Origin of the sequence: Dactylosporangium darangshiense, from assembly GCF_039537565.1 — a bacterium.
Classification (GTDB): domain Bacteria; phylum Actinomycetota; class Actinomycetes; order Mycobacteriales; family Micromonosporaceae; genus Dactylosporangium; species Dactylosporangium darangshiense.
Window position 1 is genome coordinate 26281 of the sequence record NZ_BAABAT010000044.1, and the last position, 24170, is coordinate 50450.

The window sequence follows — 24170 nt, forward strand, 5'->3', positions numbered from 1 at the left end:
AAACGCATGACAGCCACCCGGTCCGCACTGAGCTACGACGTCTTCGTCGCCCCGGAAAAGCCGTTCGTCGCCCCGACGCCCGCTGTGGGCGACGCGCCGGCCTGGGACCCGACGACGTCGACGTTGATCTTCGGTGCCCGCGATGCCGTGCTCGTGGATCCGCTGATGACCGTGCGCGAGGCCACTGCCCTGGCCGACTGGGTGGCGCTGCACGATCGCCACCTCACGACTGTCTATATCACGCACGGCCACGGTGACCACTACCTCGGCCTGCCGGTTGTCCTTGATCGTTTCCCGGACGCGCGAGTCGTGGCCACGGCAGGGACGGTGCGGCGGATGCAGGACGGCCAGGCGCTGGACAACTCGCTCAGGGCGGGGTTCCCCGGTCAGATCGCCGACTCGATCCCGCTGCCCGAACCGCTCGCTTCGCCCGAATTCCAGCTCGAGGGTTGCTCCATCTTGGTGATTGACACCGGCCACACAGACACGGTGGACACGACCTCACTGCACGTGCCCGACCTGGACCTGATCGTCTCTGGCGACGTCGCCTACAACCACTGCCACATGTTCGTCGGCGCAACGACATCGGAAAGCCGGGCTGAATGGATTGCCGCGCTCGACCGGCTGGCCGAACTCCACCCCGCCGCCGTCGTCTGCGGACACAAAGATCCGACCCAAGGCAACCCACCTGCGGTCCTCGGCGAGTCTCGTGGCTACCTCGAGTATTACGGGCAGCTCCGCGACACAGGCATGCCGGATGGGGAGCTGTTCGACGCCATGGTCGACCGCTACCCGGGCTGGGTCAGCCGCCAGCAGTTCCTGATACTCGGCGCTGTCACGACCCAGTGATCGGGACCGCGCCGAGGGGATGGCTCGCCCGACCGAGCCCTTGAGAGCCGCCCAGCTGTCAGCCACTTAGCCGACCCAGCAAGCGGGGCAGGTCCAACTCCGCGTCCCGGGTCTGGAACCCGGCCTTCGCCGCGGCTTGAACCTGGCGCTGCGCGTCGGGTGTTCGCATCCCCTCGCCGAACAGATCGGAATCGCGTCGGAAGTCGTCGACGGGCGCGAGCGTGATCGCATTGACCCGGTCTTTGACCGCGGCGCGGCCCGCCGGCGGGACGGCGGCGATGCGGTGGGCGAGCTTCCTGACGAAATCGCCGAGCTCGGCAGCGGGCAGCGCCCGGTTGATCCAGCCGTATCGTTCGGCCAGCGCGGCGTCGTAGTCCTCGGCGCCCAGCAGGACCTCGAGCGCCCGCCCCCGACCCAGGAGACGGGCCAGGTGCTGCATGCCGCCTCCGCCGGGAGGTGCTCCCACAGACGCCTCGAACTGACCGAAGATCGCCGACTCCCGCGCAAGAAACATTACCGTGGTGCGGCGATGCCATGCTGAGAAACGGCCGAAGAACGCTCTGATGCCGCGTTGGCGTCCTCAGCAGCAGGATCGCGAACGGCAGGCCGAACGCGACGTGGAACGCCACCACCGCCGGGATGCTGCCGGACACGGCGAGCAGGCGGAACACCCGCGCGTCCGGGATGATCTCACCGTGCCGGCATCACCTCGGAACGGGAACGCGACCGGCGCCGAATACCATCAGATGCCGAGCGTCCACGGCGAGCATGATCGGGGCGTCCGGCGCCGCGCCCGAGCGGCCGCTCACCCGGGCCACCACCGTGGGCACCGGCACCCCGCCGGAGTCCACATCGGCCAGTTCCACGTACACGATCCGCTCGGCTCCGGCCGGCCGGACCTGCCGAACCACGCCGTGCAGTACCAGGACCGCCGGCCCCGCACCGGCGGGCCGCCCGACCACCGCGTCCTGCAGGTGCTCGGGCCGCACGCCGACGACGATCGGCCGGCCGACATGGCGGCGCAGCGAGGGGCGCTGCCGCAGCAGCCCCGGCACCGGTAACTGCTGCCCGTGCAGCGCGAGGACCGCAGTACCGAGGCGCTCGCAGAGCATCGCCGGCAACAGGTTGATCCGGGGCTCACCGGCGACCAGCGGGCCGGCATCCCGGTCCAGCACGGTGCTGACGCTCATCGGCCTCTTCCAATCACGTGTGCGGCGTGTCAGAAGAGTGTTGGCGCCGGACACGGCCGCGCACCAGAGCCGGTCACGACGTGTGGCCGTTCTGCAAGACGTCTCACAAGATCACCACCCGCCGGGTCCGGCCGCGGCCGCCTTCAGCCGACGTTGATCCTCGTCGTACTCACGCGCCGCTGGCCAGTGCCGATCGTGCCGTTCGCCCCGTACTGCCCTACGTAGCCGGACACCCCGAGGTCGCCGGGCTGCGCGATCATGCCGGAGCCGGGCGGGACCGGGAACGCCGAGGTCGGCACGCACCCGCAGGTCGGCCCATGCCGGGCGGCCATCCACCGGGTGAACTGCAACGTCGTGCCCGCCGAGTCGGAGCGGACGACCGGCACGATCGGGATCGCCGGCAGGGCCAGGCCGGGGTTGTCCGCCGCGATCGCCGGGTCGTTCCACCGGGTCAGCGCACCGGTGAAGATCTTCGTGACGGTCTCGCCGGACAGGCGCAGATTCGTGACCCGCGTGGTGCCGATCTTCAGGTTGTATACGAACGTCGTGGCGACCGCGACGCTCGGCACGTACGTGTACCCGCGCACGGGCGGCTGGTCGTCGACGCCGTACGGAATGTCGGACACGGCCCAGTCGTACACGCCCTCGCGGAACTTCGACCGGCCCGCGGTGTTGCCGGAGCGCTCGTAGTCGACCCGCATCCCGAACTGCGCGACATTGCCCGACCATGCTTGGAACGCGTTGAACGCCATCGTCGAGCCGCCGCCCGAGATCGTCACGTACCCGGCCGCGGCCGCCGGCCCGGCGATCCCGGCGACACTCAGCAGCGCGCCGAGCACAATGGCAGCACCAACCGCCCGGAAACGAATCATCATGCGACACCCCCCGTGCGGGGGCAGCGTGGACCTTGCGGGTATCCCCAAGATCGGACGGCCCGCGGACGACGAATATTCGTCAGGTGAACATCTCGCGGCCGCGACGCGTTCGGGCAGCGACGGCCCCGCCCGCTCACCCAACGACTTTGCCGAGGCCCTGGGTGGGGCACCCGCCCGACCGCCGACGGCAAAGCCGTCTGGTGTATGCGCTCGATCTGGCGGGTTCCCCTTCAGGGGTCTACTTCGGTGTGGTCGGAGAGTCCAGCCAGGTGTTGATGAGCGACGTGAAGTCCTTGCCGGTGTGCTGGTTCACGAACGCGATGAACGAGGCCCGGTCCTGGGTCGTGCCGCGGTTCTTCTGCGCCCAGTCGGTCGCCATCGCGAAGAACGCGGCGTCACCGATCTGCTTGTGGATCTGGTGCAGCATGAGGGCCGGGCACATGTAGACGTTGCTCTCCGCGAAGCTGTCCGCCTTGGGCTTGCCGGGCGGGCCGAGGTTCTTGCGCAGCCGGGCGTCGACGCCGCGGGCCCAGTCCTCCCACTGCTTGGCCGTGACCTTGTCGCGCTCGTTGGTGTACAGGTGCTGGGCGTAGGAGGCCCAGCCCTCGTTGAGCCAAAGGTCGTTCCAGTTCGTCGGGGTGACCGCGTCGCCGAACCACTGATGGGCGTACTCGTGCAGCAGGTCGGCGTCGAAACCGGCCTTGAAGTTGGCGTCGTTGCCGTAGTCGGGCAGGCCCATGGTGATCATCTGCTGGGTCTCCATGCCGGAGACCGACGGCACCATGAGGACGCCCGCGCTGTCGAACGGATACGGGCCGAAGTGCTTCTCCAGCCAGTCCAAATACTGCGGCGACTTACGCAGGTACGGCAGGGCCTTGTCGTCCGGGCCCTGCCGGTACCAGTAGGTGAGCGGGATCCCGTGCGGACCGGTCGCCGCCTCCTTCTTGTACTGCCCGACGGCCAGGGTCGTCAGGTAGCTCGCCACCGGCTGCGCCGCGGTGTACTTGAACGTGTTGCCGTCCTGGCTCTTCAGCGTGCCGCTCGCGATCGCCGACCAGCCGTCCGGCACGGTCACCGCGATGTCGTACAGCGCCTTGTCCGACGGCTGGTCGTTCACCGGATACCAGGTGGCCGCGCCGTACGGCTCCTGCATCGTCCACAGGCCGCCGTCCTTGGTGACGGTCAGCCCGAGCGGCTCGACGTCACTGCGGTGCGACGGCATCGGCACCGTCGTCGGCGTGCCGTGGTACTTGACGACGAGTGTTGCGAACGCGTCCTTGGCAACCGTTCCGGGGACCGTGAGCTTCGTGTCCGCGACGGTACCGGTGGCGGCCACCCCGTTCAGCGTGACCCCGTCGAGCGCATATGCCTTCGAGAAGTCGAGCTTCACCTCGGTGAGATCGGCCGCGGCGCGAAGCTGGAGCGTCGCCGTGCCGGTCAGCGTCTTCGTCTCCGGCTGCCAGGCGAGGTCGAGCCCGTAGTGCAGCACGTCGACACCGGAGTTGCCGTAGTTGGGGTACACCGGATCGGCGACCGGCGTAGAGCGACCCGCCGCCCACACGCTGTAGTCGGGGCCGGCCGGGCTGGGCGAGACGCTGGGCGCCGCACTGTTGGTGGCCTCGGGCTTCGGGTTGCTATCGGTGCAGGCCGCCGTGAGCAGGGCCGCGGAGAGAACGACTGGGAGCCATGATCGACGCACGGCGCAGACCATACGATACCGCGGCTCGCCCCGATGCCCCGTGACAACGAGCCCGGCCGATTCGGTCAAGGCCAGTAGAGCGGGAGGGCGCGACCACCATCGAGGCCTCCGCGCGGCAGTCACGAGGTCCGGAGGGCGTCGGTGGGGTTGCGCCGGCCACGGCGCCGGCGAACATTGTTCACGCTTGGTATGCGACCAGGCGCGGAGAGAGACGATAGGTTCGCGGCCGATCCGGATCAGGCAGGGCCCGCAAGCGCTCGACGGCGGGCAGCACCACGCGGCGCCAGGTTGCGTCGTCGACATTCCACAGGTACGACCACTGGCGTTCTTCAATGGTCGTCGCGAACTCGTTCGGCGACTCCGCGAACCCCGTCGACGCCACCCAGGCCACGCCCGCAGGTCTTAGATCGGCGGCCGCCGCCGCAGCGTCGAGCGTCGGCGCGGTGTCGGGCCGGTCGTCACGCAGCGGCGCAAGCGGTGCCACGGCCGCGTTCATGTCGTCGTCGTCGGGCGTACGCCGGGGAATGCCGTGCACCGCCACGACCCGCCCGCCGGGCCGCACCACGCGGGCCGCCTCCTCGATGGCGCCGTAGACGTCGCCGATCGCGTGCAGCGCGGTGACGAACACGGCGTTGTCAACGGAGGCGTCGGCGAAGGGCAGCGCGGTGGCGTCGGCCTGCGCGACGCTCGGGCCGAGGCGTTGCCGCGCGTGGCGCAGCATGCCGCCGGACAGGTCGACCCCGAACACGGTGCGGCCGAGCGCACGCAACGCGACGGAAACGACGCCGGTGCCGACGCCGACCTCGAGCACAGATCCCGGCGACAGCCAAGGCTCGATATCGGCGGCCAGCACAACGCCTCGCTCAGCGCCGCCGCGCCGGTCGTCGTACCGGTCGGCGATGCGATCGAAGGAACGTGACGAGCGCCCGTGCATGCCAGAGACGGTATCGCGCTCAGACCCGTTGCAGGGGTGGCGACTTTCCCCTTCCTCAACAACCTCCGACCACAACGCCGCGTTATGCCGTGCCGCGGTATCGACACTGCGCCGGCAAGCTGGGCGAGACGATGATCAGCCCGTTGCTTGCCTCTGCAGGCGCGGACATCAGGGTGCGCGGTGGCCGGGTATGGTCGGCGACCGGCTCAGAGGTGGCGGTCGTACGGGTCCCAGTCCTCCGGCACCGCCTCTGACCTGCGGCGCCCGGCTCGTGCCGGCTAGAAGCGTCTGGTGAACGGCAGGGGTTTGCGCATCCGGACCAGCAGGACCAGCGGCACCAGCACGTACGGCAGGTTGAACAGCAGGAACTTGACGGCGTTCTGGGTACGGAACTCCGGCTCGCCGAAGAACTCGACGCCGAACACGACGATGCCGGTGAGCGAGGAGATCATGGTTGCGTAGATCACCGACGGTAGCTGGATCCAGTTCCGTGCGGCGAGCAACGCGTACACCAGCACGATGTAGAAGGGCATGTACACGAAGGCGGAGAGCCCGGTGATGATCCGCATCCAGTCCGGAGGGTTCATGAACAGCGGGTCCGCGTCGTGCGCGTACCAGTAGTTTGACTGCACGAAGAAGTTGTCGGACGGCTGCGAGAAGTCGACCCCGACCGTCGGTAACAGGTCGCTGATTATCGAGGTCACCGTGAATGCCGAGAAGACGACGGCGAAGAAGATGTCGATCCTGCGGTCGCGAAGCGCGAGGTTTACGGGCACTGGCCTGGCCATGGTTGGCGATCGTAGCCACCTGCGCTGACACACTCCAGGCATCAGTGCTGATGGGGCACGGCTACGCGCCGAACTGGTACCCGTGGCTGAGCCACACCGACCGCAGTGGGTCCCACGAGCCGTGCAGGTCGGCGTCCCACTTCGCCGACAGCATCGCCGCGTCGACACTGGCCGGGTCGTTGTCGCCACCGTCCCACCAGATCCGCGCCCAGCACTGCCCGGTGGTGTCCGTGACGGAGTACTCCAGGTACTGGCCGCCGCGCCCGCCGGACCCCGTCCAGGTGCCGTGCCGACTCTGGGTGGCGCACCCCTTCGCGTCGAGCGCGGCTCGCTTGTCCCGGTCGGCCTTGCGGGCGTCCTGGCTCGGGTACGACCACAGGTACAGCTCGGCGCCGCCGAACCGGCACAGCGATCCGGTGGGTCCGGCGGCGCCGCCGTCGAACGGCCCGCACGGCAGGCCCGGCCAGTCGGCGCTGTAGGCCACCGCCTCGGACGGTTTCGGCGTGGGGGACATCGCGACCCGCGGAGCCGACGATCTCGCGGTCGGCGACGGCGACGCGGCCCTGGTGCCGGGGCCCTGGCAGTTGCTCAGCAGCATCACCAGCACGACGAGGCCGACGGCGCCGCTGGCAAGCAGGCCTCGTGGTGCCGTGACGGGGCGCCGACCCCATCGGACGAGCGCGGCAGCGGCCTCCTGCAGGTCCTGGCCGAGGCCACGGTCGACCAGCTCGAGGTGGTCGGGTTCGAGCGTGACGCCGTCGCGGTCGACGGCGGCGCGCAGGGGCACGCGCAAGGTGCGTTCCCCGAACGCCCGTCCGGTAAGCGCGACAGACACTGTGACGCTGCCGCTCGCGCCCGGCAGCAGCTCGAAGCTGCCCTCGCAGGCCGCTCTCCACAGCGGCACCTGTCCCGCTGGAGCGGGCAGTACCGCCTCGATGGTGCCGGCCACGCGGGCATTGCCGGAGTTGGTCACGGCCACCTGCGTGGTGTACCGCATGGTGCCTGGTACCTGCGTGAACGGTGCGGCGTCCAGTTTCAGCGCCGGCTTCGGCAGCACGCGCACGCGTTTCGGACGGCTGGTGGCGCAGCGCTGGCGGTTGACGGGGTCCGCGGCGAAGACACTGATATCGCGGATCCCGGCGGGAGGCTCCTGCGGGCGGCATCGGACGATCAGCGTCGCGACGACATCGGCCGACGGTGGCACCGAGACGATGGCCTTTCCCTTTGGATGCAGCACACCGTCCGCCGTGCGGATTTGGTAGGTGCTCTCCGGCATCTCGGGCACGAGGAGCTCGAGCCGCTGTTCGCTGGCGGCGTCGTTGCGGATCTCGATGGCGAACAGCGTGGCGCGGTCGGGTTCCAGCACGACCTCATCGGCTTCGTGATGCAGGTGCAGCCGGAAGTCCCGCTGGTTGGCCGCGTCGCCCCAGTAGTTGATCATGTTCCCGGCGGCGATCGGCATCTGGGCGTGCCCCGACGCGCTGGCGTTGATGTGCTGCGGCGGCCGCGGCTCCTGCTCGTCCCCCACCGACTAGTCCCGAGGGGTGTGGAAGTAGTTGGTCATGTTGCCCCCGGCGATCGGCGCCTGTGCCTGGTCGTTGACGACGGCGTTGATCACCACGGACGTGTGCGCGCCGGTCGTCGGCCCGAGTCGTTGGGCCTCCCGGACCAACGCGGCGAGATCCGCGCCGAAGGCCGGATCGGCCCGGACGGCCTGCCGCACCGACAGCTCGACCCGCTGGGCGGTGAGCGGATCGTCCACGCCCTCTGCCGCTTCGCGTTCCAGCTGGCGCAGCGCGGAATCGGCACCGAGCTTGCCGAGCACCCGGTCCACGAGGGCCTTCAGTGCCTTGTCGAACCGACCGTCGACGTGCGTGCCGACGGTCTTCACCTTCTGCTTGGCCCAGTTGATGAAGTACCCGACGACCAGCGCTTCCAGACCCGTCAACCGAACCACTCCCACGTCCGTGTGCTGTGTCCCGCGGACCCCACACGGTATATGTTGCGAGGCCGGACGAGTATCGACCGTACCGATCTCGCCGAAGGCGGGCGCACCGGCCGGTGGCACGTGACGCGCGACCGTCGGGGGAACGTTGGCGACGGCCGCCCCAACACTCGCGACTGCCCCTTGTGGCGAGGGCGGGTCGGACCCAAAATGGTTGACCCCGCGGCAGCAGGTCATCCCGGCTGCCGTCTGGCCGGCGGGTGATCGGGCTGCACAGCGGCCGTGACGGCACCGGCGACCGCATGTGGCACCGCGCCGTTGACCCGTGGGGCGCCGAGCACTGGGTGACGACCAGTCAGCTGCAGGAGCTGCTGCACCGGCACGGGCTCGACGTCGGCGACCTGACACCGGTCGCGCCGTCCCGGACGGTACGCGGCGGCGATAAGTGCGAGTAAACGTGCTGCAGCGCCCTACCCGCTCGGGTGGGGGCGCACTGTCCGTCGGAGAAAGGTCAGGTCAGGGGCGTGGCCACGAGCAGGCCCTCCTGGGTGACGGTGGCGACGAGCTCGCCGGAGCGGTCGAAGACCTGCGCGGTGGCCAGGGCCCGGCCCCAGGAGGCGACCGGGGACTGCTGGTCGAACAGCAGCCACTCGTCGGCCCGTGGAATTCGGTGCAGCCACAGGGCGTGGTCGAGGGAGACGGTGTCCCAGGCGTGGTCGTGGTCGCGCTCCCGGCCCAGGCGCAGCCCGTGCGGTACCAGGGCGGCGGAGAGCAGGGTCAGGTCGGTGAGGTAGCAGAGCACCGCGGCGTGAACGGCTGGGTCGTCGGGCAGGGGGCCGGCCGCGCGCATCCAGACCAGGCCGCGGGACGGGTGCGCCGGCGGGTGCGGGGCGACGCGGATCTCCACGGCGCCGAAGTCGGTCCACAGGCCGGCGAGGCCGCCGAGGTCGGCGATGCTCTCGTCGAGGGTGGGGGCCGACTCGGGCGCGCCGGCCTCGGGGGCCGGGACCTGGTGGGTGACGCCGGTCGCGGGGGCGCCGAACGCTGCGGTGAGGCGCAGCACCGCCCGGTCGTCCTGGGTGGCGGTGACCGCCCGGGTGGTGCGGCCGCGGCCGTCGCGAACGCGCTCGACGGTGAAGCGGGTCGGCCGCTCGGGGCGGCCGGGGCGCAGGAAGGTGGCGTGCAGCGACTGCGGCACGTGCGGCGGCGCGACGGTGCGCCCGGCCGCGACCAGCGCCTGCGCGGCGAGCTGGCCGCCGAAGACCCGGGGCAGGTCGAGGGCGCTGTTGCGGCCCTCGAAGGTGTGCTCGCCGACCCGCCGGAGGTCCAGGACGTCCAGCAGGTCGGCGGTGTCGTGCCTCATGCGGCCCGGCCGGCGGCGCGGCGGGGCGGGCGCGGGAGGAAGCCGCTGGTGCGGGCGACATAGTCGGCGTACTCGGGGCCGCGGGAGCGGCTCATCCGCCGCTCCAGCAGCGCCTTGCCGCTCTTGTTGAGCAGCATGTGCGTCATAAGGACCGGGCTGACGACGGTGAGCAGGCCGGCCCAGTGGGAGCAGGCGAGCAGGAACAGGCCGCACCACACGACGCTGTCGCCGAAGTAGTTCGGGTGGCGGGTCCACGCCCACAGGCCGCGGTCCATCAGCCGGCCGGCGTTGGCCGGATCCTTCTTGAACCGGGCCAGCTGCGCGTCGCCGACCGTCTCGAACGCGAAGCCGACGGCCCAGACGGCGGCGCCGGCCCAGGTGAGGATGCCGGGCTTCGCCTCCGCGTACATGGCGACCTGGACGGGCAGCGAGACGACCCACATGATGGCGCCCTGCGGCCAGTAGATGGTGCGGATGACGTACGGCACCAGCCGGCCCTGGTTGCGCCGCAGCAGCGCCGCGTAGCGCGGGTCCTCGCCCTTGCCGTGGTTGCGGGCGAAGATGTAGGCGCCGAGGCGGATGCCCCACGCCGCGGTGAGGGCGAGGGTGAGCCAGCGCCGGACGGGGTCGCCGTCGCCCGCGGAGAGCAGGAACGACACGGCGGCCACGACGACGAAGCCGAGGCCCCACACGGTGTCGACGATGCTCTGCTCGCCGCGGCGCAGCGCGTACAGCATCGTGGCGGCCATCGTCAGCGCGACCGCCACGACGGTGGCGCCGAGGTTGAGCAGCAGGTCGGTCCAGTTCACGGCATTGTCTCCCCGGCGAAGTCCGCGAAGGCGTCCTGCGCGGTGCGGTACTCGTGCGGCTTGCCGGCCCGGCTGGCGGCCAGCAGCCCGGCGAGGCCCTCGGGGTCGAGGGCGGCGGGGACCCGGACGGTGCCCCACTCGATGGTGGCGGTCGCGCGCAGCGACCCGTTCGCGGCCACGATCACCTCGCCGTTGAGGGTGCCGCGCGGGTCGACGAGGGCGGCGACGACCGGTGCGACCGAATCGGCGGTCATGGCGTCGCGGAACTGCTCGGCCATACCGGCGTCGGTCATCTGCGTGGTCGCGTAGGGCAGCAGCACGTTGGTGAGCACGCCGCGGGCCGCGCCCTCCTCGGCGATGGTCCGCCCGAGGGCGATGACGGCGCCCTTGCTGGCCGCGTACGCCGAGACGGTCGGCTCGCCGTGCAGGCCGGCGGTGCTGGCCACGAGGACGATCCGCCCGCCGCCGGCGGCGCGCAGGTGCCGGGCGGCGGCGGCCGCGACGCCGGCGGTGCCCAGGACGTTGACGGCCTGTACGGCGGCGAAGGCCTCCAGCGAGGTCTTGTGGAACATCGCCGGGGCGCTGACCGCGGCGCTGGTGACGCAGAAGTCGAGCCGGCCGAACTCGCGCAGGGCGAGCGCGACGAGGTCCTCGCCGGCGTGCGGGTCGGCGACGTCGCTGTAGTCGGCGACGGCGCGCCCGCCGGCGGCGGTGATCTCGGCGGCGACCCGGCCGGCCGAGTCGACCTCGCGGTTGCGGTTGTTGACCACGACGGCGGCGCCGAGGGACGCGAGGTGCAGGGCGAAGGCGCGGCCGAGGCCCTTGCCGCCGCCGGTGACGATGCCGGCCCGGCCGGTCAGGTCAACGGCGCTCACGCGTCGACCCGCTCGACGAGGACGGCCACGCCCAGGCCGGCGGCGCCGCTGACCGCGGCGACCCCGTACCGCCCGCCGCGCTCGTGCAGCTCCTCGACGCACTGGCCGAGCAGGATGGCGCCGGTGGCGCCGAAGGCGTGGCCCATGGCGATGGTGCCGCCGTTGGGGTTCATCCGGTCCGGGCCGGCGCCGAGGTCGCGGCGGAAGCGCAGGCACAGCGCCGAGAACGCCTCGGCGAACTCGAACACGTCGATGTCGGTTGGGCGCAGGCCGGCCTTGGCGATGACCTTCTCGACGGCCTGCTGGCCGGCGGTGAGCATGATGACCGGGTCGGTGCTCGCGGTCGCGGCCGCCAGGACGCGGGCCCGGGGGGCCAGGCCGCTCGCCTCGGCGGCGGCGCGGGTGCCGAGCAGGACCAGGGCGGCGGCGTCGGCGAGGGCGGGAGAGGTGCCGACGGTGTGGCGGTGCTCGACGGCGCCGGCCTCGGGGTGGGCGGCCAGGGCGATGGCGTCCTGGCCCGCGGCGCCGAGTTCGGCGAAGGCCGGCGGCAGCGCGGCGAGGCCCTCCAGGGTGGTGCCGCGGCGGACCAGCTCGTCGGCGGCGAACCCGTCGATCGGCACCACCGCGCGGGCGTAACGGCCGGCGTCCCAGGCGGCGGCGGCCTTCGTCTGGGTCTCCAGGCCGTAGGCGTCGAGCTCGTCGCGCTTCCAGCCGTCGAGGGTGGCGTTGAGGTCGGCGGCGATGCCCATGTGGATCGAGCCGACCCGGCGGATGGTGTCCGGGTCGCTCCACAGCGGGCCGTCGTCGGAGAACATCGGTACCCGCGAGACGCTCTCGACGCCCCCGGCGACGGCCAGGTCGAGGTCCTCGGCGCGGACCCGGGCGGCGGTCTGCGCCACGGCGTCGATGCCGGAGGCGCAGAACCGGTTGAGGCTGACCCCGGGCACACGGTCGCCCCAGCCCGCCAGCAGCGCGGCGGTGCGGGGAAGGTTCGCGCCCTGCTCGCCGCTCTGGGAAGCGAGGCCGAGGGTCACGTCGTCGATGCGGCCCGGATCGAGCCCGGTCCGCTCGACGAGAGCATGCTGGAGGCGCACGACGAGCTCGGTCGGGCTGAGGTGGTGCAGGGAACCCTTCGCCGAGCCCTTGCCGCGCGCCGTCCGCAGGTACTCCAAGACGTAGACGTCGCGTGTAGTCACTCTGTTAGGTGTAGTCTCATCGGGCCGCTTAGGCAATACCGAGCTGCGACTGTGCCCCGTGTACGTTGACGGGCGACTCTGGTTGTTATAGTAAGGAAGCTTGAATGGAGGTGGCTCATGGCAACGTCTGGCACGTGGGTCGCAGGTGGCTTCCAGACCGACTTCGCCCGCAACTGGGCCCGCGCCGGGCACGGCTTTGCCGAGCTCTTCGCGGAGGTGGTGGCCGGCACCCTCGACGCGTCCGGCATCGATCCCGCCGATATCGGGGTGATCCACGTCGGCAACGCCTTCGGCCAGCTCTTCACCGGGCAGGGTCAGCTCGGCGGCATGCCGGCGACGGTCGACGAGCGGCTGTGGGGCATCCCGGCCGCCCGGCACGAGGCGGCGTGCGCCTCCGGCGGCATCGCCGTGCTCTCCGCCATGGCGGATCTTGAGTCCGGGCGCTACGACGTGGCCCTGGTCCTCGGCGCCGAGCTGGAGCGCACGGTCCCCGGCGACGAGGCCGCCGGGCACCTCGGCGCCGCCGCCTGGGTCGGCCACGAGGGGCAGCAGGCCAAGTTCATGTGGCCGTACATGTTCAGCGCGCTGGCCGACGAGTACGACAAGCGCTTCGGCCTCGACGACGCGCACCTGCGCGAGATCGGCCGGCTCAACTTCGCCAACGCCCGGGTCAACCCCAACGCGCAGACGCGCGCATGGAGCTTCACCGACGCGAGCTTCACCGCCGACGACGCGGCCAACCCGCCGGTCGAGGGGCGGCTGCGACGCAACGACTGCAGCCAGGTCACCGACGGCGCGGCCGGCGTGGTGCTGGTCTCGGACCGCTACCTGGCCGCCCACCCGGGCCTGGCCCGGCGGCCGCTGTCGCGGGTGCTCGGCTGGGGCCACGCCACCGTCGGGCTGCCGCTGGAGCAGAAGCTGCGGCGCAGCGCCGACGAGCCGTACGTGCTGCCGCACGTGCGCCGGGCCGTACTCGACGCGTTCGGCCGGGCCGGCGTCGGCGGCGTCGAGGACCTCGACGGGATCGAGACCCACGACTGCTTCACGATGTCGCAGTACGCGGCGATCGACCACTTCGGCATCACCGCGCCCGGCGAGAGCTGGAAGGCGGTCGAGTCCGGCGAGCTGGCCATCGGGGGACGGATCCCGATGAACCCCAGTGGCGGGCTCATCGGCGGCGGCCACCCCGTCGGCGCCACCGGCGTGCGGATGCTCCTGGACGCGCACCGGCAGGTCACCGGCGCGGCCGGCGACTACCAGGTGCCCGGGGCGCGCACCTTCGCAACCCTCAACATCGGCGGCAGCACCACGACGACGGTCAGCCTCGTCGTCGGCGCGGCATAGCCGGCCCACAGACCGTATCTAGGGAGCGAACGATGGACGTCGAGCTGGTTGGGCACGCCCTGTCCACGCTGCCGGAGGACGACGACCACCCCTACCGCACCGGGCCGTGGCGGCCGCAGACCAGCGAATGGCGCGCCGACGACCTGACGGTGACCGGGGAGATTCCGGCCGACCTCGACGGCGTGTACCTGCGCAACACCGAGAACCCGGTGCACCCCGCGATCGCCGGCCGCTACCACCCGTTCGACGGCGACGGCATGATCCACGTCGTCGGCTTCCGGGACGGCAAGGCCTTCTACCGCAACCGCTTCGTGCGCACCGACGGCTTCCTCGCCGAGCAGGAGACGAAGGAGCCGCTGTGGGCGGGCCTGGCCGAGCCGCCCGCGGCGAGCCTGCGCCCCGGCCGGGGCGCCCGCGGCGGGCTGAAGGACTCCTCCAGCACCGACGTCGTCGTGCACGCCGGGGTCGCGCTGTCGAGCTTCTACCAGTGCGGCGACCTCTACCGGCTCGACCCGCTGACCCTCGACACGCTGGGCAAGTCGACGTGGGGCGGGAGCTTCCCCGGCCAGTGGGGCGTCTCGGCCCACCCGAAGAGCGACGAGCACACCGGCGAGCTGCTGTTCTTCAACTACGGCAAGGAGGCGCCGTACCTGCACTACGGCGTCGTCGACGACCGCAACCACCTCGTGCACTACATCGACGTGCCGCTGCCCGGGCCGCGCCTGCCGCACGACATGGCCTACACCGAGCACTACGCGATCCTCAACGACTGCCCGCTGTTCTGGGAGCCGGAGTTGCTCGCTCAGGGCGTGCACGCGGCCCGCTTCCACCCGGAGCTGCCGCTGCGCATCGGGGTGGTGCCGCGCCGGGGTACCTCGGAGCAGGTGCGCTGGTTCGAGGCCGACCCGACCTACGTGCTGCACTGGGTCAACGCCTACGAGGAGGGCGATGAGATCGTCCTGGACGGCTTCTTCCAGGACGACCCGGAGCCCCAGGACCGCGGCGACGGCTCGTACTACCAGCGCATGTTCCGCTTCCTGGCCCTCGACCGGATGCAGTCGCACCTGCACCGGTGGCGGCTCAACCTGGTCACCGGTCAGGTCCGCGAGGAGCGGCTGCGTGACACGGTCACCGAGTTCGGCATGATCAACGGCCGGCACGCGGGCCGGCGCAACCGCTACGCCTACGCCGCCACCGGCGTGGAGGGCTGGTTCCTGTTCGACGGCGTGGTCAAGCACGACCTGCAGACCGGCCACGACGAGCGGTACGCCTTCGGCGAGGGCGTCTTCGGCAGCGAGACCGCGATGGCGCCCCGCGTCGGCTCGAGCGGCGAGGACGACGGCTACCTTGTCACCATCGTCACCGACATGAACCGCGACGCCTCCGAGTGCCTCGTCTTCGACGCCCAGCGGGTCGCCGACGGGCCGGTCGCCCGCATCGCACTGCCCGAGCGGATCTCCAGCGGCACCCACGCCACCTGGGCCGCCGGCTCCTCGATTCCCGGCTGGGGCACCGCCGACACCATGGCCGCCGCCCTGCGGATGGGCCCTGCATGACCGACATCGAAAACCCCGGAGACGCCCCCACACAGCTCGCGGCCGGAGGCCAGAACGCGGTCGCGCACGCCCTGGGGATCATCGGCGACGAGTGGACGCTGCTCATCCTGCGCCACGCGACCGCAGGGGTGCGGCGGTACAGCGATTACATGGACCGGCTGCCGATCTCCAACTCGGTGCTGACGAACCGGCTCACCCGCCTGGCCGAGCTGGGACTGCTGGAGAAGGTCGCCTACCAGCAGCGGCCGCCGCGCTTCGAGTACCGGCTCACCAAGCGCGGCCGCGACACCTGGCCGATCCTGCTCGCCATCTGGGCGTGGGAGGCGGCCTGGGTACCGCAGCACGAGGAGCAGCTGCCGGTCATGCGCCACGGCCGGTGCGGGCAGGCCTTCCAGCCGCTGCTCATGTGCGCGGCCTGCGGCAAGGCGGTCGAGCCGCGCGACGTCACCGGCGGCTTCGGCCCCAGCGGCACCTGGGAGCGCAGCGTCCCGGCGGCCACCACCCGCCGCCGTTCGTTCGCCGGCAGCAGCGCCAGCCCCGGGCTGTTCCCGCAGACCATGGCGCTCATCGGCAACCGCTGGTCCTCGGCCCTGCTGGGGGCGGCGTTCCTCGGCGCGCATCGGTTCAAGGACTTCGAGCAGCGCCTCGGCGCCCCGCCGACCATGGTCGCCGACCGGCTGCGCACCTTCTGCGACCTCGGCGTGCTGCGCCCCGCGCCGGGCGTCGACCGGGCCGACTGGCTCAGCTACCACCTCACCGCAAAGGGCCGCGCGTTCTTCCCCGTCGTCATGTGCACCCTCGACTGGGGCCACCGCTGGTTCAAGGCGCCGGAGGGCCGGGCGCTGGTGTACCGGCACACCGAGTGCCGGCGCATCTTTACCCCGCGGCTGTCCTGCGACCAGTGCCGGGAGCCGCTGCGCGGCAGCGACGTCACCATCGAGCACGCGGCGTAGGCGCGCGATGGGCGAGGTCCTGGGGCTGCTTGAGCGCAATGTTCGGAAATTTCCGGATAAAGTGGCAATCACGGGCGACGACCGCACCGTCACGTACGCCATCAGCCGGGCCACCGCCGTGTTCGGCGCCGCGTTCCACCAGTCCTACGGCCTGACCGAGACCACCGGCGTCGCCACCGTCCTCGACCCGGGCGAGCATCGCCCCGATGGCCGGCTGGGCTCCGTCGGCCGGACGCTGCCGGGCCTGGAGGTCCGCGTCGACGGCTCCGGCGAGATCCTCGTGCGCGGCCCAGCGGTCACCTCCGGCTACTGGCGCAACCCGGCGGCAACGGCGCAGAGCATCGTGGACGGTTGGCTGCGCACCGGCGACGCCGGCTCGTTGGACGCCGACGGCTACCTGTACCTGCACGACCGGATCAAGGACATGATCGTCTCCGGTGGGGAGAACGTGTACCCCGCCGAGGTCGAGCGCGTCCTGGCCGCCCACCCCGCCGTGCTCGACGTCGCCGTCGTCGGCGTGCCGTCGGCGCGCTGGGGCGAGTCCCCGGCCGCCGTCGTCGTCCCGGCCGGCGACCTCGACGGCGCGGCGCTGATTGCCTGGTCGCGCGAGCGCCTCGCGCACTTCAAATGCCCCGTCGCCGTCCACGTGGTGGACGCACTCCCCCGCAACGCCGCCGGCAAGGTGCTCAAGCGCGTCCTGCGGCAACGGTACCGATCGTCAGGAGACACCCCATGACCGACTGGGCCCTGCTGCGCCAGGTCGTGCTCGCCACCCCCGACATCGCCGCCGACGGCCGGCTCCTGCGCGAGCACCTCGGCCTCGGCGCCGGCTTCGCCGACCCGGAGCTGGCCGCGATCGGCATGGCCGACGACACGATGGCCCTCGCGGGCGGCTCCTACCTCGAGCTCGTCGCCCCGCTCACCCCGGACGTGTCGATCGCGCGGTGGCTGGCCCGGCGCGGCCCCGGCGGATACGCGCTGTCGGTGCAGCACGGCGACCCGCTCGCGGCCCGCGACCGCGCGCTGAAGCTCGGCGTGCGGGTCGTCGCCGACCAGCTCGTCATGGGCCACCCGATCGTGCAGTTCCACCCCGCCGACGCCGGGCTGCTGCTGGAGCTGGACGGCATCGCCGAGCGCGACGCCTGGTTCTGGGACGGCATGGGCGTCGACCCGTCGCCGCACGCGCTGGTCGACGACGTGGTGTCGGTGACGGTACCGGCCCGGGACCCCGCCACGACCGTCGAGCTGTGGGCGGAGATCCTCGGCTACCCCGCCGCCTCGGCCGGCTCGATCGACCTCGGCGGCCGGCTGGTGCACTTCCGCCCGGCCGCCGAGACCCCGCGGTGGACGATCACGCTGCGCCGCTCCGCACTCGGCGGCGCACTGCGCGACGAGACGCTGCTCGGGGCCGCCTTCCGCTACGAGTGAGCGGAAAGACGGCCGCGGCCGCTACGAGCGAGCGTAGGTCGCCCGCAGGGCGTGCTTGAGCAGCTTGCCGGAGGCATTGCGAGGCAGCGCCTCCACCACGTGCACGGCCACCGGGCACTTGAAGTGGGCGAGGCGCTCCCGGCACCAGGCGATGACCTCGGCCTCGTCCGGTTCCCGGCCCGCGCGCGGCACGACCACCGCGACCGGGGACTCGCCCCAGCGCGCCGACGCCACGCCCACGACCGCCACCTCGGCCAGGTCCGGGTGGCCGGTCAGCACGCTCTCCACCTCGGCCGGGTACACGTTCTCCCCACCGGAGACGATCATGTCTTTGATCCGGTCGTGCAGGTACAGGTAGCCGTCCTCGTCGAACGACCCGCCGTCGCCGGTGCGGACCCAGCCGTCCACGACCGTCGCGGCCGTCGCCTCCGGGTTGCGCCAGTAGCCGCGCATCACGTGCCCGCCGCCGATCATGACCTCGCCGCGCTCGCCGGCCGGGAGATCCTGCAAGGTCACCGGGTCGACGACGCGCACCTCGACGCCGGGCATCGGGCGGCCCACCGAGCGCAGCCGGCGCTCCTTGCCCGGCGGCGGCAGGTGGTCCTGCGGCCAGAGCACGGTGACGCCGCCGGTGGACTCCGTCAGCCCGTACGACTGCAGGAACTGGCAGCCGAAGACGTCGGTCGCGGCCCGGATCACCGGCAGCGGGATCGGCATGGCGCCGTAGACCAGGTACCGCAGCGCCGACCAGTCCGTCTCCCGGCTGCGGGGCAGGTTCAGCAGCGTCTGCAGGATCGTGGGCACCACGGCGGCGTGCGATACCCGCCGCGCGGACAGCAGCGTCATGAGCTCGTCCGGCCCGGACGCGGTCTGCAGCAGCAGCGAGGCGCCGTTGAGGTTGGCCACCAGCGCCAGGCCCAGGCCGGAGATGTGGAAGTACGGGATGGGCGCCATCGCCACCGACGTGGTGGTGAGCTCCATGTCGTAGTGCATGGTGGCGAGGGCTTGGCCGAGGTTGTCGCCGCTGAGCATGATGCCCTTCGGGCGGCCGGTCGTGCCGGAGGTGTAGAAGATGACCGCGGTGTCGCCGGGCGCGACGGGCACGAGCGGGTCGGCCGTGTCCGCGGCGGACAGCCAGGCCTCGTAGCCGGGCCCGGTGGTCACGACGTGCGGGACGCCGTGCGCCGGCGGCACCAGCGACGGCTGGTCCACGACGAGGACGGCGGGCTCGGCGTCGGTGAGGATCGCGGCGATCTCGGGCGGGGCGAGGCGGTTGTTGACCGCGGTGGCGATCGCGCCGGCCTTCGCGGCGCCGTAGAGCACCTCGAGGAACTCCGGCGCGTTGGCGCCGATGTAGGCGACCCGGTCGCCGGGGCCCACCCCGAGCGCGAGCAGCGCCTGCGCGACCCGGCTGGAGCGCTCGTCGAGCTCGCCGAAGGTGGTGCTGCGGTGCGGCTCGACGACCGCGACGAGCGACGGAGTGGCCGCGGCGCGGCGGCGGATGATGTCGGCGACCCGTTCGACCCGGGTGCCGTCCGCGTGGCGGGCGAAGATGTCGCGGTTCACGCCGACCACGCGCCGAAGACGGACGGGCGCATGATGCCCGGCGGGGCGGCGAGGACAAGGGGGATGGCGCGGATGACCGGGCCGGCCGTCACGTACTGCGCGGCGGTGGTGCGCACCCCGGGATCGTCCGGCTCGACGAGGTTGACGGTCATGACCACGCCGGGCCGGCCGTGCAGGCGGATGGTCCAGTGGTCGCGCCCGGCGTAGCGCGGCCGCTGCGGGTCCATCGTCCAGATGATCGACAGGGTGACGAACCGCTCGCCGGCCACGACGCCGTGCCAGCGCCACTCGGTCGCCGCGACGGTGCCCTTGCGGATGGTGCCGGCGGCGACGGCGATGTCTTCCGTGGCGAGCTCGAGGTGATGGTCGGGCTCGATCCGGTCGTACCGCACGCCCATCGCGTCGCCCATGAAGCGCAGCGTCTCGGCGTAGAGCTCGCCGTAGAGCACCGGCAGGGTGCCGCGCTCGAGGTCGACCGTGTCCGGGTCGGCGCCCATGCCCATGACGTTGAAGACGAAGTCGGGGTCGGGCATCCCGCGCGCGTCGAGGACCTCGTCGATCTCGACCCGGTCGAGCCGGACCGCGACGCCGGTCAGGGCGAGGGCGAGCCGCTCGCCGATGACCCCGGGGCTGACCCCGACGCCGAAGAGGGTGCTGCCGCCGTCGCGGGCGGCCCGCTCGAACCGCGCCGCGCGCTCGGGTGCCGGGTAGTGGTGCCCGGCGGTGGTGATGACGTTCTTGCCGGAGCGCAGCAGCCGGCAGATGTCCTCGTCGTGCTCGCCGTAGTCGGTGCGCAGCCGCGGGGCGTGGATGACGACGTCGGCGTCCAGGGCCAGGATCGCCTCGGCGTCGCGGGTCGCGGTGACCCCGGCCGGCGGGCGGCGGGCGATGTCGCCGGCGTCCCGGCCGGCCTTGCGCTCGCCGTAGACGTACAGGCCGACGAGGTCGAGGTCCGGCGCGTCGAGCACGGCCCGCAGCGTGGTCTTGCCGATGGCGCCGGTGGCCCACTGGATGACCCGGGTGCCCATCAGTCGCGACCCGTCCGCAGCACCGCCTTGTGGATGAGGCGGCCGAGGCCGCGCTCGTAGCGCACGGGGTCGCGGGCCAGACGAGCCCGGGCGTCGACGGCCATCCAGTCGGTGTCGGCGGTCCACTCCCCCTTCGCGGCGGCCTTGAGTCCGGCCCGGGCGATGTCGCGCGGGTCCTCCTTGTGCCCGTCGACGTGCTCGGCCATGCGGGTGTCGACCGAGCCGACGATGAGTGCGGTGACCTTCGTGCCCTGCGGCTCCAGCTCGGCCCGGGTGATGCCGGAGAGGAACAGCGTGGCGGCCTTGGCCGGCGAGTACCCGCCCATGAACGCGGTCGGCACGATCGCGGCGACCGACAGCACGTTGATGATCTGGCCGCCGCCGTTGGCGGCGAGGACCGGGGCGAACGCCCGGGTCATCGCGAGCGTGCCGAAGTAGTTGACCTCCATCTCGGCGCGCGCGGCGTCGGGGTCCCCGGCCTGCACGAGCCGCTGGTTGGTGAACAGGCCGGCGTTGTTGACCAGCAGGTTGACGTCGGCGCAGGCGGCCGCGGCCGCGGCGACCTGGGCGGGGTCGGTGATGTCCAGCGCGACGGGGATCGCACCCGGCGTGGTGACGGCGGCGGGGTCGCGGCTGCCGGCGTAGACCTTGGCGCCCTGTTCGAGCAGCTCCTCGGCGAACGCCCGGCCGATGCCGCGGTTGGCGCCGGTGACGAGGGCGACGATGCTCATGAGCCGTACACCGGGTCGGCCGGGAACTTGGCGCCGCGGTGCAGCGCCGACGGGTCGGGGACGAGCATGCCGAAAATCCAGCCTTCCGTTCGCTCCATGTCGTGGTTCCACTCCCACAACAGCCGCCGGTGGCGGATGCCCCAGCGGCCGTCGACCTTGCCGAAAACGTCGAGCATCCGGGCCACGGTCAGCGTGTCGCCCGGCTTCACCCGGGCGAACGCGGTCACGTAGCACTCGACGTCGGCGGTCGTCCCCGCCTCGTCGAGCTCGATGAGGACGTTGGACAGCACGTGGGTGGTGACGGCCTTCGGGTGGGTCAGGGTGCGCGCGATGCTGTCGACGTACTCCCCGGCCGGCCCGCTGTAGACCCCGCCGTGCTCCTCGACCGCGCCCGGCAGGTAGCAGGCGCGCAGCGTGTCCAGGTCGCCCCGGTCCACGGCCCGCATGTACCGCGTCAGGACCTCGGTGATCTCCTGCTTGTCGAGCAGCCGTCGCAGTGCGTCCTGCACTATCCCACCCTCCGTTCGTGGCCTTCCCAGAGCGGCTCGCGCAGCACGCGCCGCAGGACCTTGCCCGAGGCGTTGCGCGGCAGCGCCTCGACGAAGTGCACCGCGACCGGGCACTTGTAGTGGGCGAGCCGGTCGCGGACCCAGGCGATGAGCGCCTCCTCGGTCAGCGCGCTGCCCGGCTCGCGGACGACAACGGCCACCGGGGACTCGCCCCATCGCGCCGACGGTGCGCTGACGACGGCGACCTCGGCGATCTCGTCGTGGGCCTGCAGGACCCGCTCGACCTCGGCCGGGTAGACGTTCTCGCCCCCGGAGACGATCATGTCCTTGGCCCGGTCGACGAGGTAGAGGTACCCCTCGTCGTCCAGCCGGCCGACGTCGCCGGTGCGCATCCAGCCGCCCTCGAGCAGCGTGTGCGCGGTCTCCTCGGGCCGCTGCCAGTAGCCGGCCATGACCTGCGCGGAGCGGATCAGCACCTCGCCGGGCTCGCCGGTGGGCAGGTCGGCGAGCGTCACCGGGTCGACCACCCGCAGCTCGCTGCTGGGGTCCGGGCGGCCGCAGGAGCGCAGCAGCCCCGGCTCGTCGCGGGCCCGGTCGTGGTCCTCGGGGCTGAGGAAGGTGGCGCCGCCGGAGACCTCGGTCAGCCCGTAGGACTGCTCCATCGCGGCGCCGAGACGCTTCGTGGCCTCCACCAGGACCTGGGCGGAGATGGGCGCGGAGCCGTAGAGGATCAGCCGCAGGCTGCTCAGGTCGGCCTCGTCGAGGCCGGGGCTGCGCAGCACGACGTCGATGAGGACGGGCACGAGCACCGCGACCCGCACCCGCTCGCCGGCGATCATGCCCAGCAGCGCCTGTGGCGCCGCGTCGCGGACCTGGGCCAGGATCGCGCCCTGGCGGATGCTGTGCACGGCCCAGGCGAAGCCCAGCACGTGGAAGTAGGGCGAGACGTTCAGCGAGGCGTCGCCGGGGTCGAGCTGCCAGCGGCGCCGGGCCACGTCGAGCATCGAGTGCAGGTTGCGGTTGCGGATCATGACGCCCTTGGGCAGGCCGGTCGTACCGGAGGAGTACAGCAGGCAGGCCAGCTCCTCCGGGCCGGTGACGACGCCGGGGTCGGCGTCGGGCTGCGCGGCCAGCCAGGACTCGTAGTCGCGCTCGAGGGTGAGCGTCCGGCGCAGCGCCGGCAGCTCGGCGCCGGCGAGCAGCGCGGCCTGGGCCGGCTCGGCGAAGAGCACGACGGCGCCGGAGTCGGCCAGGACGGCGGCCAGCTCCGGGCCGGCGAGGCGGAAGTTGAGCGGGACGGGTACCGCGCCCGCCTTGGCCGCCCCAGCCATGATGTCGAGTGCGTCGGTTCGGTTGAGCCCCGCGTAGGCCACCCGGTCGCCGCGGCGCACCCCGAGGGCGAGCAGCCCGGCGGCGACCTGGCTGGAGCGCCGGTCGAGCTCGGCGAAGGTGGCGGGGCGGTCCTGCCCGGCGACCGCGGCCGCGCCCGGGCGGTCCTGCGCGGCCTGCCGCACGACAGTGGCGATGGAGAACATCGTTGACCTCCAAACAACCTTCAAACGGTGCCAACAAGCTACAACTAGAAGAGTGACTTGCCCAGGGGTCCGGTGGTTGGAATATTTCCGCACCGTTTCTGGATGGTTGCCCGGCCGCCCTGCGGTCATCGTGAGCTGCGGGGACGTCGGGCCGTCGCGACTGACCATTGACGGGTAACTCCGATTGTTGTAGTAAGACCAGTAGCACCGTCAATTGAAGTAAGCGGTGGTCCCGACCCCTCGAAGCGGAGGTGCGGCCGGTGTCGGTTGCTGTGTTGGACGTTCGCGACGTCCGGATTCACTTCGGCGGTGTGACCGCCCTCGACGGCATCAGCCTGACCGTGGACCCCGGCGAGATCTGCGGCCTGATCGGGCCCAACGGCGCCGGCAAGACCACGCTGTTCAACTGCATCACGCGCATCTACCGCCCGGACGCGGGCACGATCCGCTTCGGCGGTGCCGACCTGCTGGCCGTGCCCCGCCACCGCATCGTGCGCCACGGCGTCGCCCGCACCTTCCAGAACCTCGCACTGTTTCCCTCGCTGAGCGTCCTGGAGAACACCGTCGTCGGCGCGCACGTGCGCCGCGGCCGGCACCGCGCCCTGCGGGCCGAGGCCCTCGGCATCCTCGCCGCGCTGGACCTTGCCGACGTGGCGCACCGCCCGGCGCAGGGGCTGCCGTTCGGCACCCTCAAGCGGGTCGAGCTGGCCCGGGCGCTCGCCGCGCATCCCCGGCTGCTGCTGCTCGACGAGCCCGCCGGCGGCCTGACCCACGCCGAGGTGCGCGACCTGGGCGCGCTGATCAAGCGCATCCGCGACCGCTACGAGCTCTCGGCGCTGCTCGTCGAGCACCACATGGGCCTCGTCATGGGCATCTGCGACCACGTCGTGGCCATGGACTCCGGCCGCAAGATCGCCGACGGCCCGCCGCAGGACGTCCAGCGCGACGAGACCGTCGCCGCCGCCTACCTCGGGCGGGCCGCCGCATGAGCGGCCCA

At 72.1% G+C, this 24170-nt stretch carries 25 protein-coding genes; 8 read left to right on the top strand and 17 right to left on the bottom strand.

Translation table 11 applies throughout. The annotated features are described in order from the left end of the window. Window positions 1-6 precede the first annotated feature (6 nt). Window positions 7-849: an MBL fold metallo-hydrolase gene (locus tag ABD901_RS46080; protein WP_345138018.1), complete on the top strand. Its 843-nt coding sequence runs from the start codon at window positions 7-9 to the stop codon at window positions 847-849. A 58-nt stretch (window positions 850-907) separates the two neighbouring features. On the opposite strand, the gene ABD901_RS46085 is transcribed toward ABD901_RS46080, so the two are convergent. The 8 genes from ABD901_RS46085 to ABD901_RS46120 form a co-directional block, all read right to left on the bottom strand. Beyond that, entirely contained in the window at window positions 908-1363 is a 456-nt protein-coding gene (locus tag ABD901_RS46085; protein WP_345138020.1) for an enoyl-CoA hydratase/isomerase family protein, read from the bottom strand. Between the two features lie 190 nt (window positions 1364-1553). Then, window positions 1554-2039: a TOBE domain-containing protein gene (locus tag ABD901_RS46090; RefSeq protein ID WP_345138022.1), complete on the bottom strand. Its 486-nt coding sequence runs from the start codon at window positions 2037-2039 to the stop codon at window positions 1554-1556. Window positions 2040-2182: 143 nt separating this feature from the next. Continuing rightward, on the bottom strand, window positions 2183-2914 hold the full coding sequence (locus tag ABD901_RS46095; protein WP_345138023.1) for a substrate-binding domain-containing protein: 732 nt from the start codon (window positions 2912-2914) through the stop codon (window positions 2183-2185). A 238-nt stretch (window positions 2915-3152) separates the two neighbouring features. Next, entirely contained in the window at window positions 3153-4613 is a 1461-nt protein-coding gene (locus ABD901_RS46100; RefSeq protein ID WP_345138024.1) for a M1 family metallopeptidase, read from the bottom strand. Window positions 4614-4791: 178 nt separating this feature from the next. Next, window positions 4792-5622, bottom strand: coding sequence for a class I SAM-dependent methyltransferase (locus tag ABD901_RS46105; protein ID WP_345138026.1), 831 nt, complete (start codon window positions 5620-5622; stop codon window positions 4792-4794). Between the two features lie 203 nt (window positions 5623-5825). Then, complete coding sequence (locus tag ABD901_RS46110) at window positions 5826-6335, bottom strand: EXPERA domain-containing protein (RefSeq protein WP_345138028.1); 510 nt, start codon at window positions 6333-6335, stop codon at window positions 5826-5828. 61 nt (window positions 6336-6396) lie between these two features. Then, complete coding sequence (locus ABD901_RS46115; RefSeq protein WP_345138030.1) at window positions 6397-7863, bottom strand: COG1470 family protein; 1467 nt, start codon at window positions 7861-7863, stop codon at window positions 6397-6399. Between the two features lie 3 nt (window positions 7864-7866). Further along, on the bottom strand, window positions 7867-8283 hold the full coding sequence (locus tag ABD901_RS46120) for a hypothetical protein (protein ID WP_345138031.1): 417 nt from the start codon (window positions 8281-8283) through the stop codon (window positions 7867-7869). A 257-nt stretch (window positions 8284-8540) separates the two neighbouring features. Between ABD901_RS46120 and ABD901_RS46125 the strand changes: the two genes are divergently transcribed. After that, the gene (locus tag ABD901_RS46125) at window positions 8541-8735 is read left to right on the top strand and encodes a hypothetical protein (protein WP_345138033.1); all 195 of its coding nucleotides are present in this window, start codon (window positions 8541-8543) and stop codon (window positions 8733-8735) included. A gap of 56 nt (window positions 8736-8791) precedes the next feature. Here ABD901_RS46125 and ABD901_RS46130 read toward each other — a convergent pair whose 3' ends face one another. The 4 genes from ABD901_RS46130 to ABD901_RS46145 are packed head-to-tail and all read right to left on the bottom strand — an operon-like array spanning window position 8792 to window position 12523. Next, window positions 8792-9643 carry an acyl-CoA thioesterase gene (locus tag ABD901_RS46130; RefSeq protein ID WP_345138035.1) on the bottom strand — a complete coding sequence of 284 codons (852 nt, stop codon included), beginning with the start codon at window positions 9641-9643 and terminating at the stop codon, window positions 8792-8794. Beyond that, complete coding sequence (locus ABD901_RS46135; protein ID WP_345138037.1) at window positions 9640-10452, bottom strand: DUF1295 domain-containing protein; 813 nt, start codon at window positions 10450-10452, stop codon at window positions 9640-9642. Before ABD901_RS46135 ends, ABD901_RS46130 begins: the two co-directional genes overlap by 4 nt. Then, a complete protein-coding gene (locus ABD901_RS46140; RefSeq protein ID WP_345138039.1) occupies window positions 10449-11327 on the bottom strand; it encodes an SDR family NAD(P)-dependent oxidoreductase in 879 nt (292 codons plus the stop codon). Before ABD901_RS46140 ends, ABD901_RS46135 begins: the two co-directional genes overlap by 4 nt. Next, a complete protein-coding gene (locus tag ABD901_RS46145) occupies window positions 11324-12523 on the bottom strand; it encodes an acetyl-CoA C-acyltransferase (protein WP_345138041.1) in 1200 nt (399 codons plus the stop codon). The genes ABD901_RS46140 and ABD901_RS46145 overlap by 4 nt, the downstream gene beginning before the upstream one ends. Window positions 12524-12640: 117 nt before the next feature. On the opposite strand from ABD901_RS46145, the gene ABD901_RS46150 reads away from it, so the two are divergent. From ABD901_RS46150 to ABD901_RS46170, 5 genes are all read left to right on the top strand, one after another. Next, a complete protein-coding gene (locus ABD901_RS46150) occupies window positions 12641-13867 on the top strand; it encodes an acetyl-CoA acetyltransferase (protein WP_345138044.1) in 1227 nt (408 codons plus the stop codon). 32 nt (window positions 13868-13899) lie between these two features. After that, window positions 13900-15423: a carotenoid oxygenase family protein gene (locus ABD901_RS46155; RefSeq protein ID WP_345138046.1), complete on the top strand. Its 1524-nt coding sequence runs from the start codon at window positions 13900-13902 to the stop codon at window positions 15421-15423. Next, complete coding sequence (locus ABD901_RS46160; RefSeq protein WP_345138047.1) at window positions 15420-16376, top strand: winged helix-turn-helix transcriptional regulator; 957 nt, start codon at window positions 15420-15422, stop codon at window positions 16374-16376. Before ABD901_RS46155 ends, ABD901_RS46160 begins: the two co-directional genes overlap by 4 nt. Before the next feature lie 61 nt (window positions 16377-16437). Continuing rightward, window positions 16438-17112 carry an AMP-binding enzyme gene (locus ABD901_RS46165; RefSeq protein WP_345138049.1) on the top strand — a complete coding sequence of 225 codons (675 nt, stop codon included), beginning with the start codon at window positions 16438-16440 and terminating at the stop codon, window positions 17110-17112. After that, a complete protein-coding gene (locus ABD901_RS46170) occupies window positions 17109-17804 on the top strand; it encodes a VOC family protein (RefSeq protein ID WP_345138051.1) in 696 nt (231 codons plus the stop codon). The genes ABD901_RS46165 and ABD901_RS46170 overlap by 4 nt, the downstream gene beginning before the upstream one ends. 21 nt (window positions 17805-17825) lie before the next feature. Here ABD901_RS46170 and ABD901_RS46175 read toward each other — a convergent pair whose 3' ends face one another. From ABD901_RS46175 to ABD901_RS46195, 5 genes are read right to left on the bottom strand one after another with little or no spacing between them, the layout of a single operon-like run. After that, complete coding sequence (locus ABD901_RS46175) at window positions 17826-19370, bottom strand: long-chain-fatty-acid--CoA ligase (protein ID WP_345138053.1); 1545 nt, start codon at window positions 19368-19370, stop codon at window positions 17826-17828. Continuing rightward, the gene (locus tag ABD901_RS46180; RefSeq protein WP_345138055.1) at window positions 19367-20398 is read right to left on the bottom strand and encodes an NAD(P)H-dependent amine dehydrogenase family protein; all 1032 of its coding nucleotides are present in this window, start codon (window positions 20396-20398) and stop codon (window positions 19367-19369) included. Before ABD901_RS46180 ends, ABD901_RS46175 begins: the two co-directional genes overlap by 4 nt. Continuing rightward, the gene (locus tag ABD901_RS46185) at window positions 20398-21129 is read right to left on the bottom strand and encodes an SDR family oxidoreductase (protein ID WP_345138058.1); all 732 of its coding nucleotides are present in this window, start codon (window positions 21127-21129) and stop codon (window positions 20398-20400) included. The genes ABD901_RS46180 and ABD901_RS46185 overlap by 1 nt, the downstream gene beginning before the upstream one ends. After that, window positions 21126-21638, bottom strand: coding sequence for a nuclear transport factor 2 family protein (locus ABD901_RS46190; protein ID WP_345138060.1), 513 nt, complete (start codon window positions 21636-21638; stop codon window positions 21126-21128). Before ABD901_RS46190 ends, ABD901_RS46185 begins: the two co-directional genes overlap by 4 nt. Beyond that, a complete protein-coding gene (locus tag ABD901_RS46195; RefSeq protein ID WP_345138062.1) occupies window positions 21638-23173 on the bottom strand; it encodes an AMP-binding protein in 1536 nt (511 codons plus the stop codon). Before ABD901_RS46195 ends, ABD901_RS46190 begins: the two co-directional genes overlap by 1 nt. Before the next feature lie 260 nt (window positions 23174-23433). Here ABD901_RS46195 and ABD901_RS46200 point away from each other — a divergent pair, with 260 nt between their 5' ends. Next, on the top strand, window positions 23434-24162 hold the full coding sequence (locus tag ABD901_RS46200) for an ABC transporter ATP-binding protein (protein ID WP_345138064.1): 729 nt from the start codon (window positions 23434-23436) through the stop codon (window positions 24160-24162). Window positions 24163-24170: the final 8 nt, after the last annotated feature.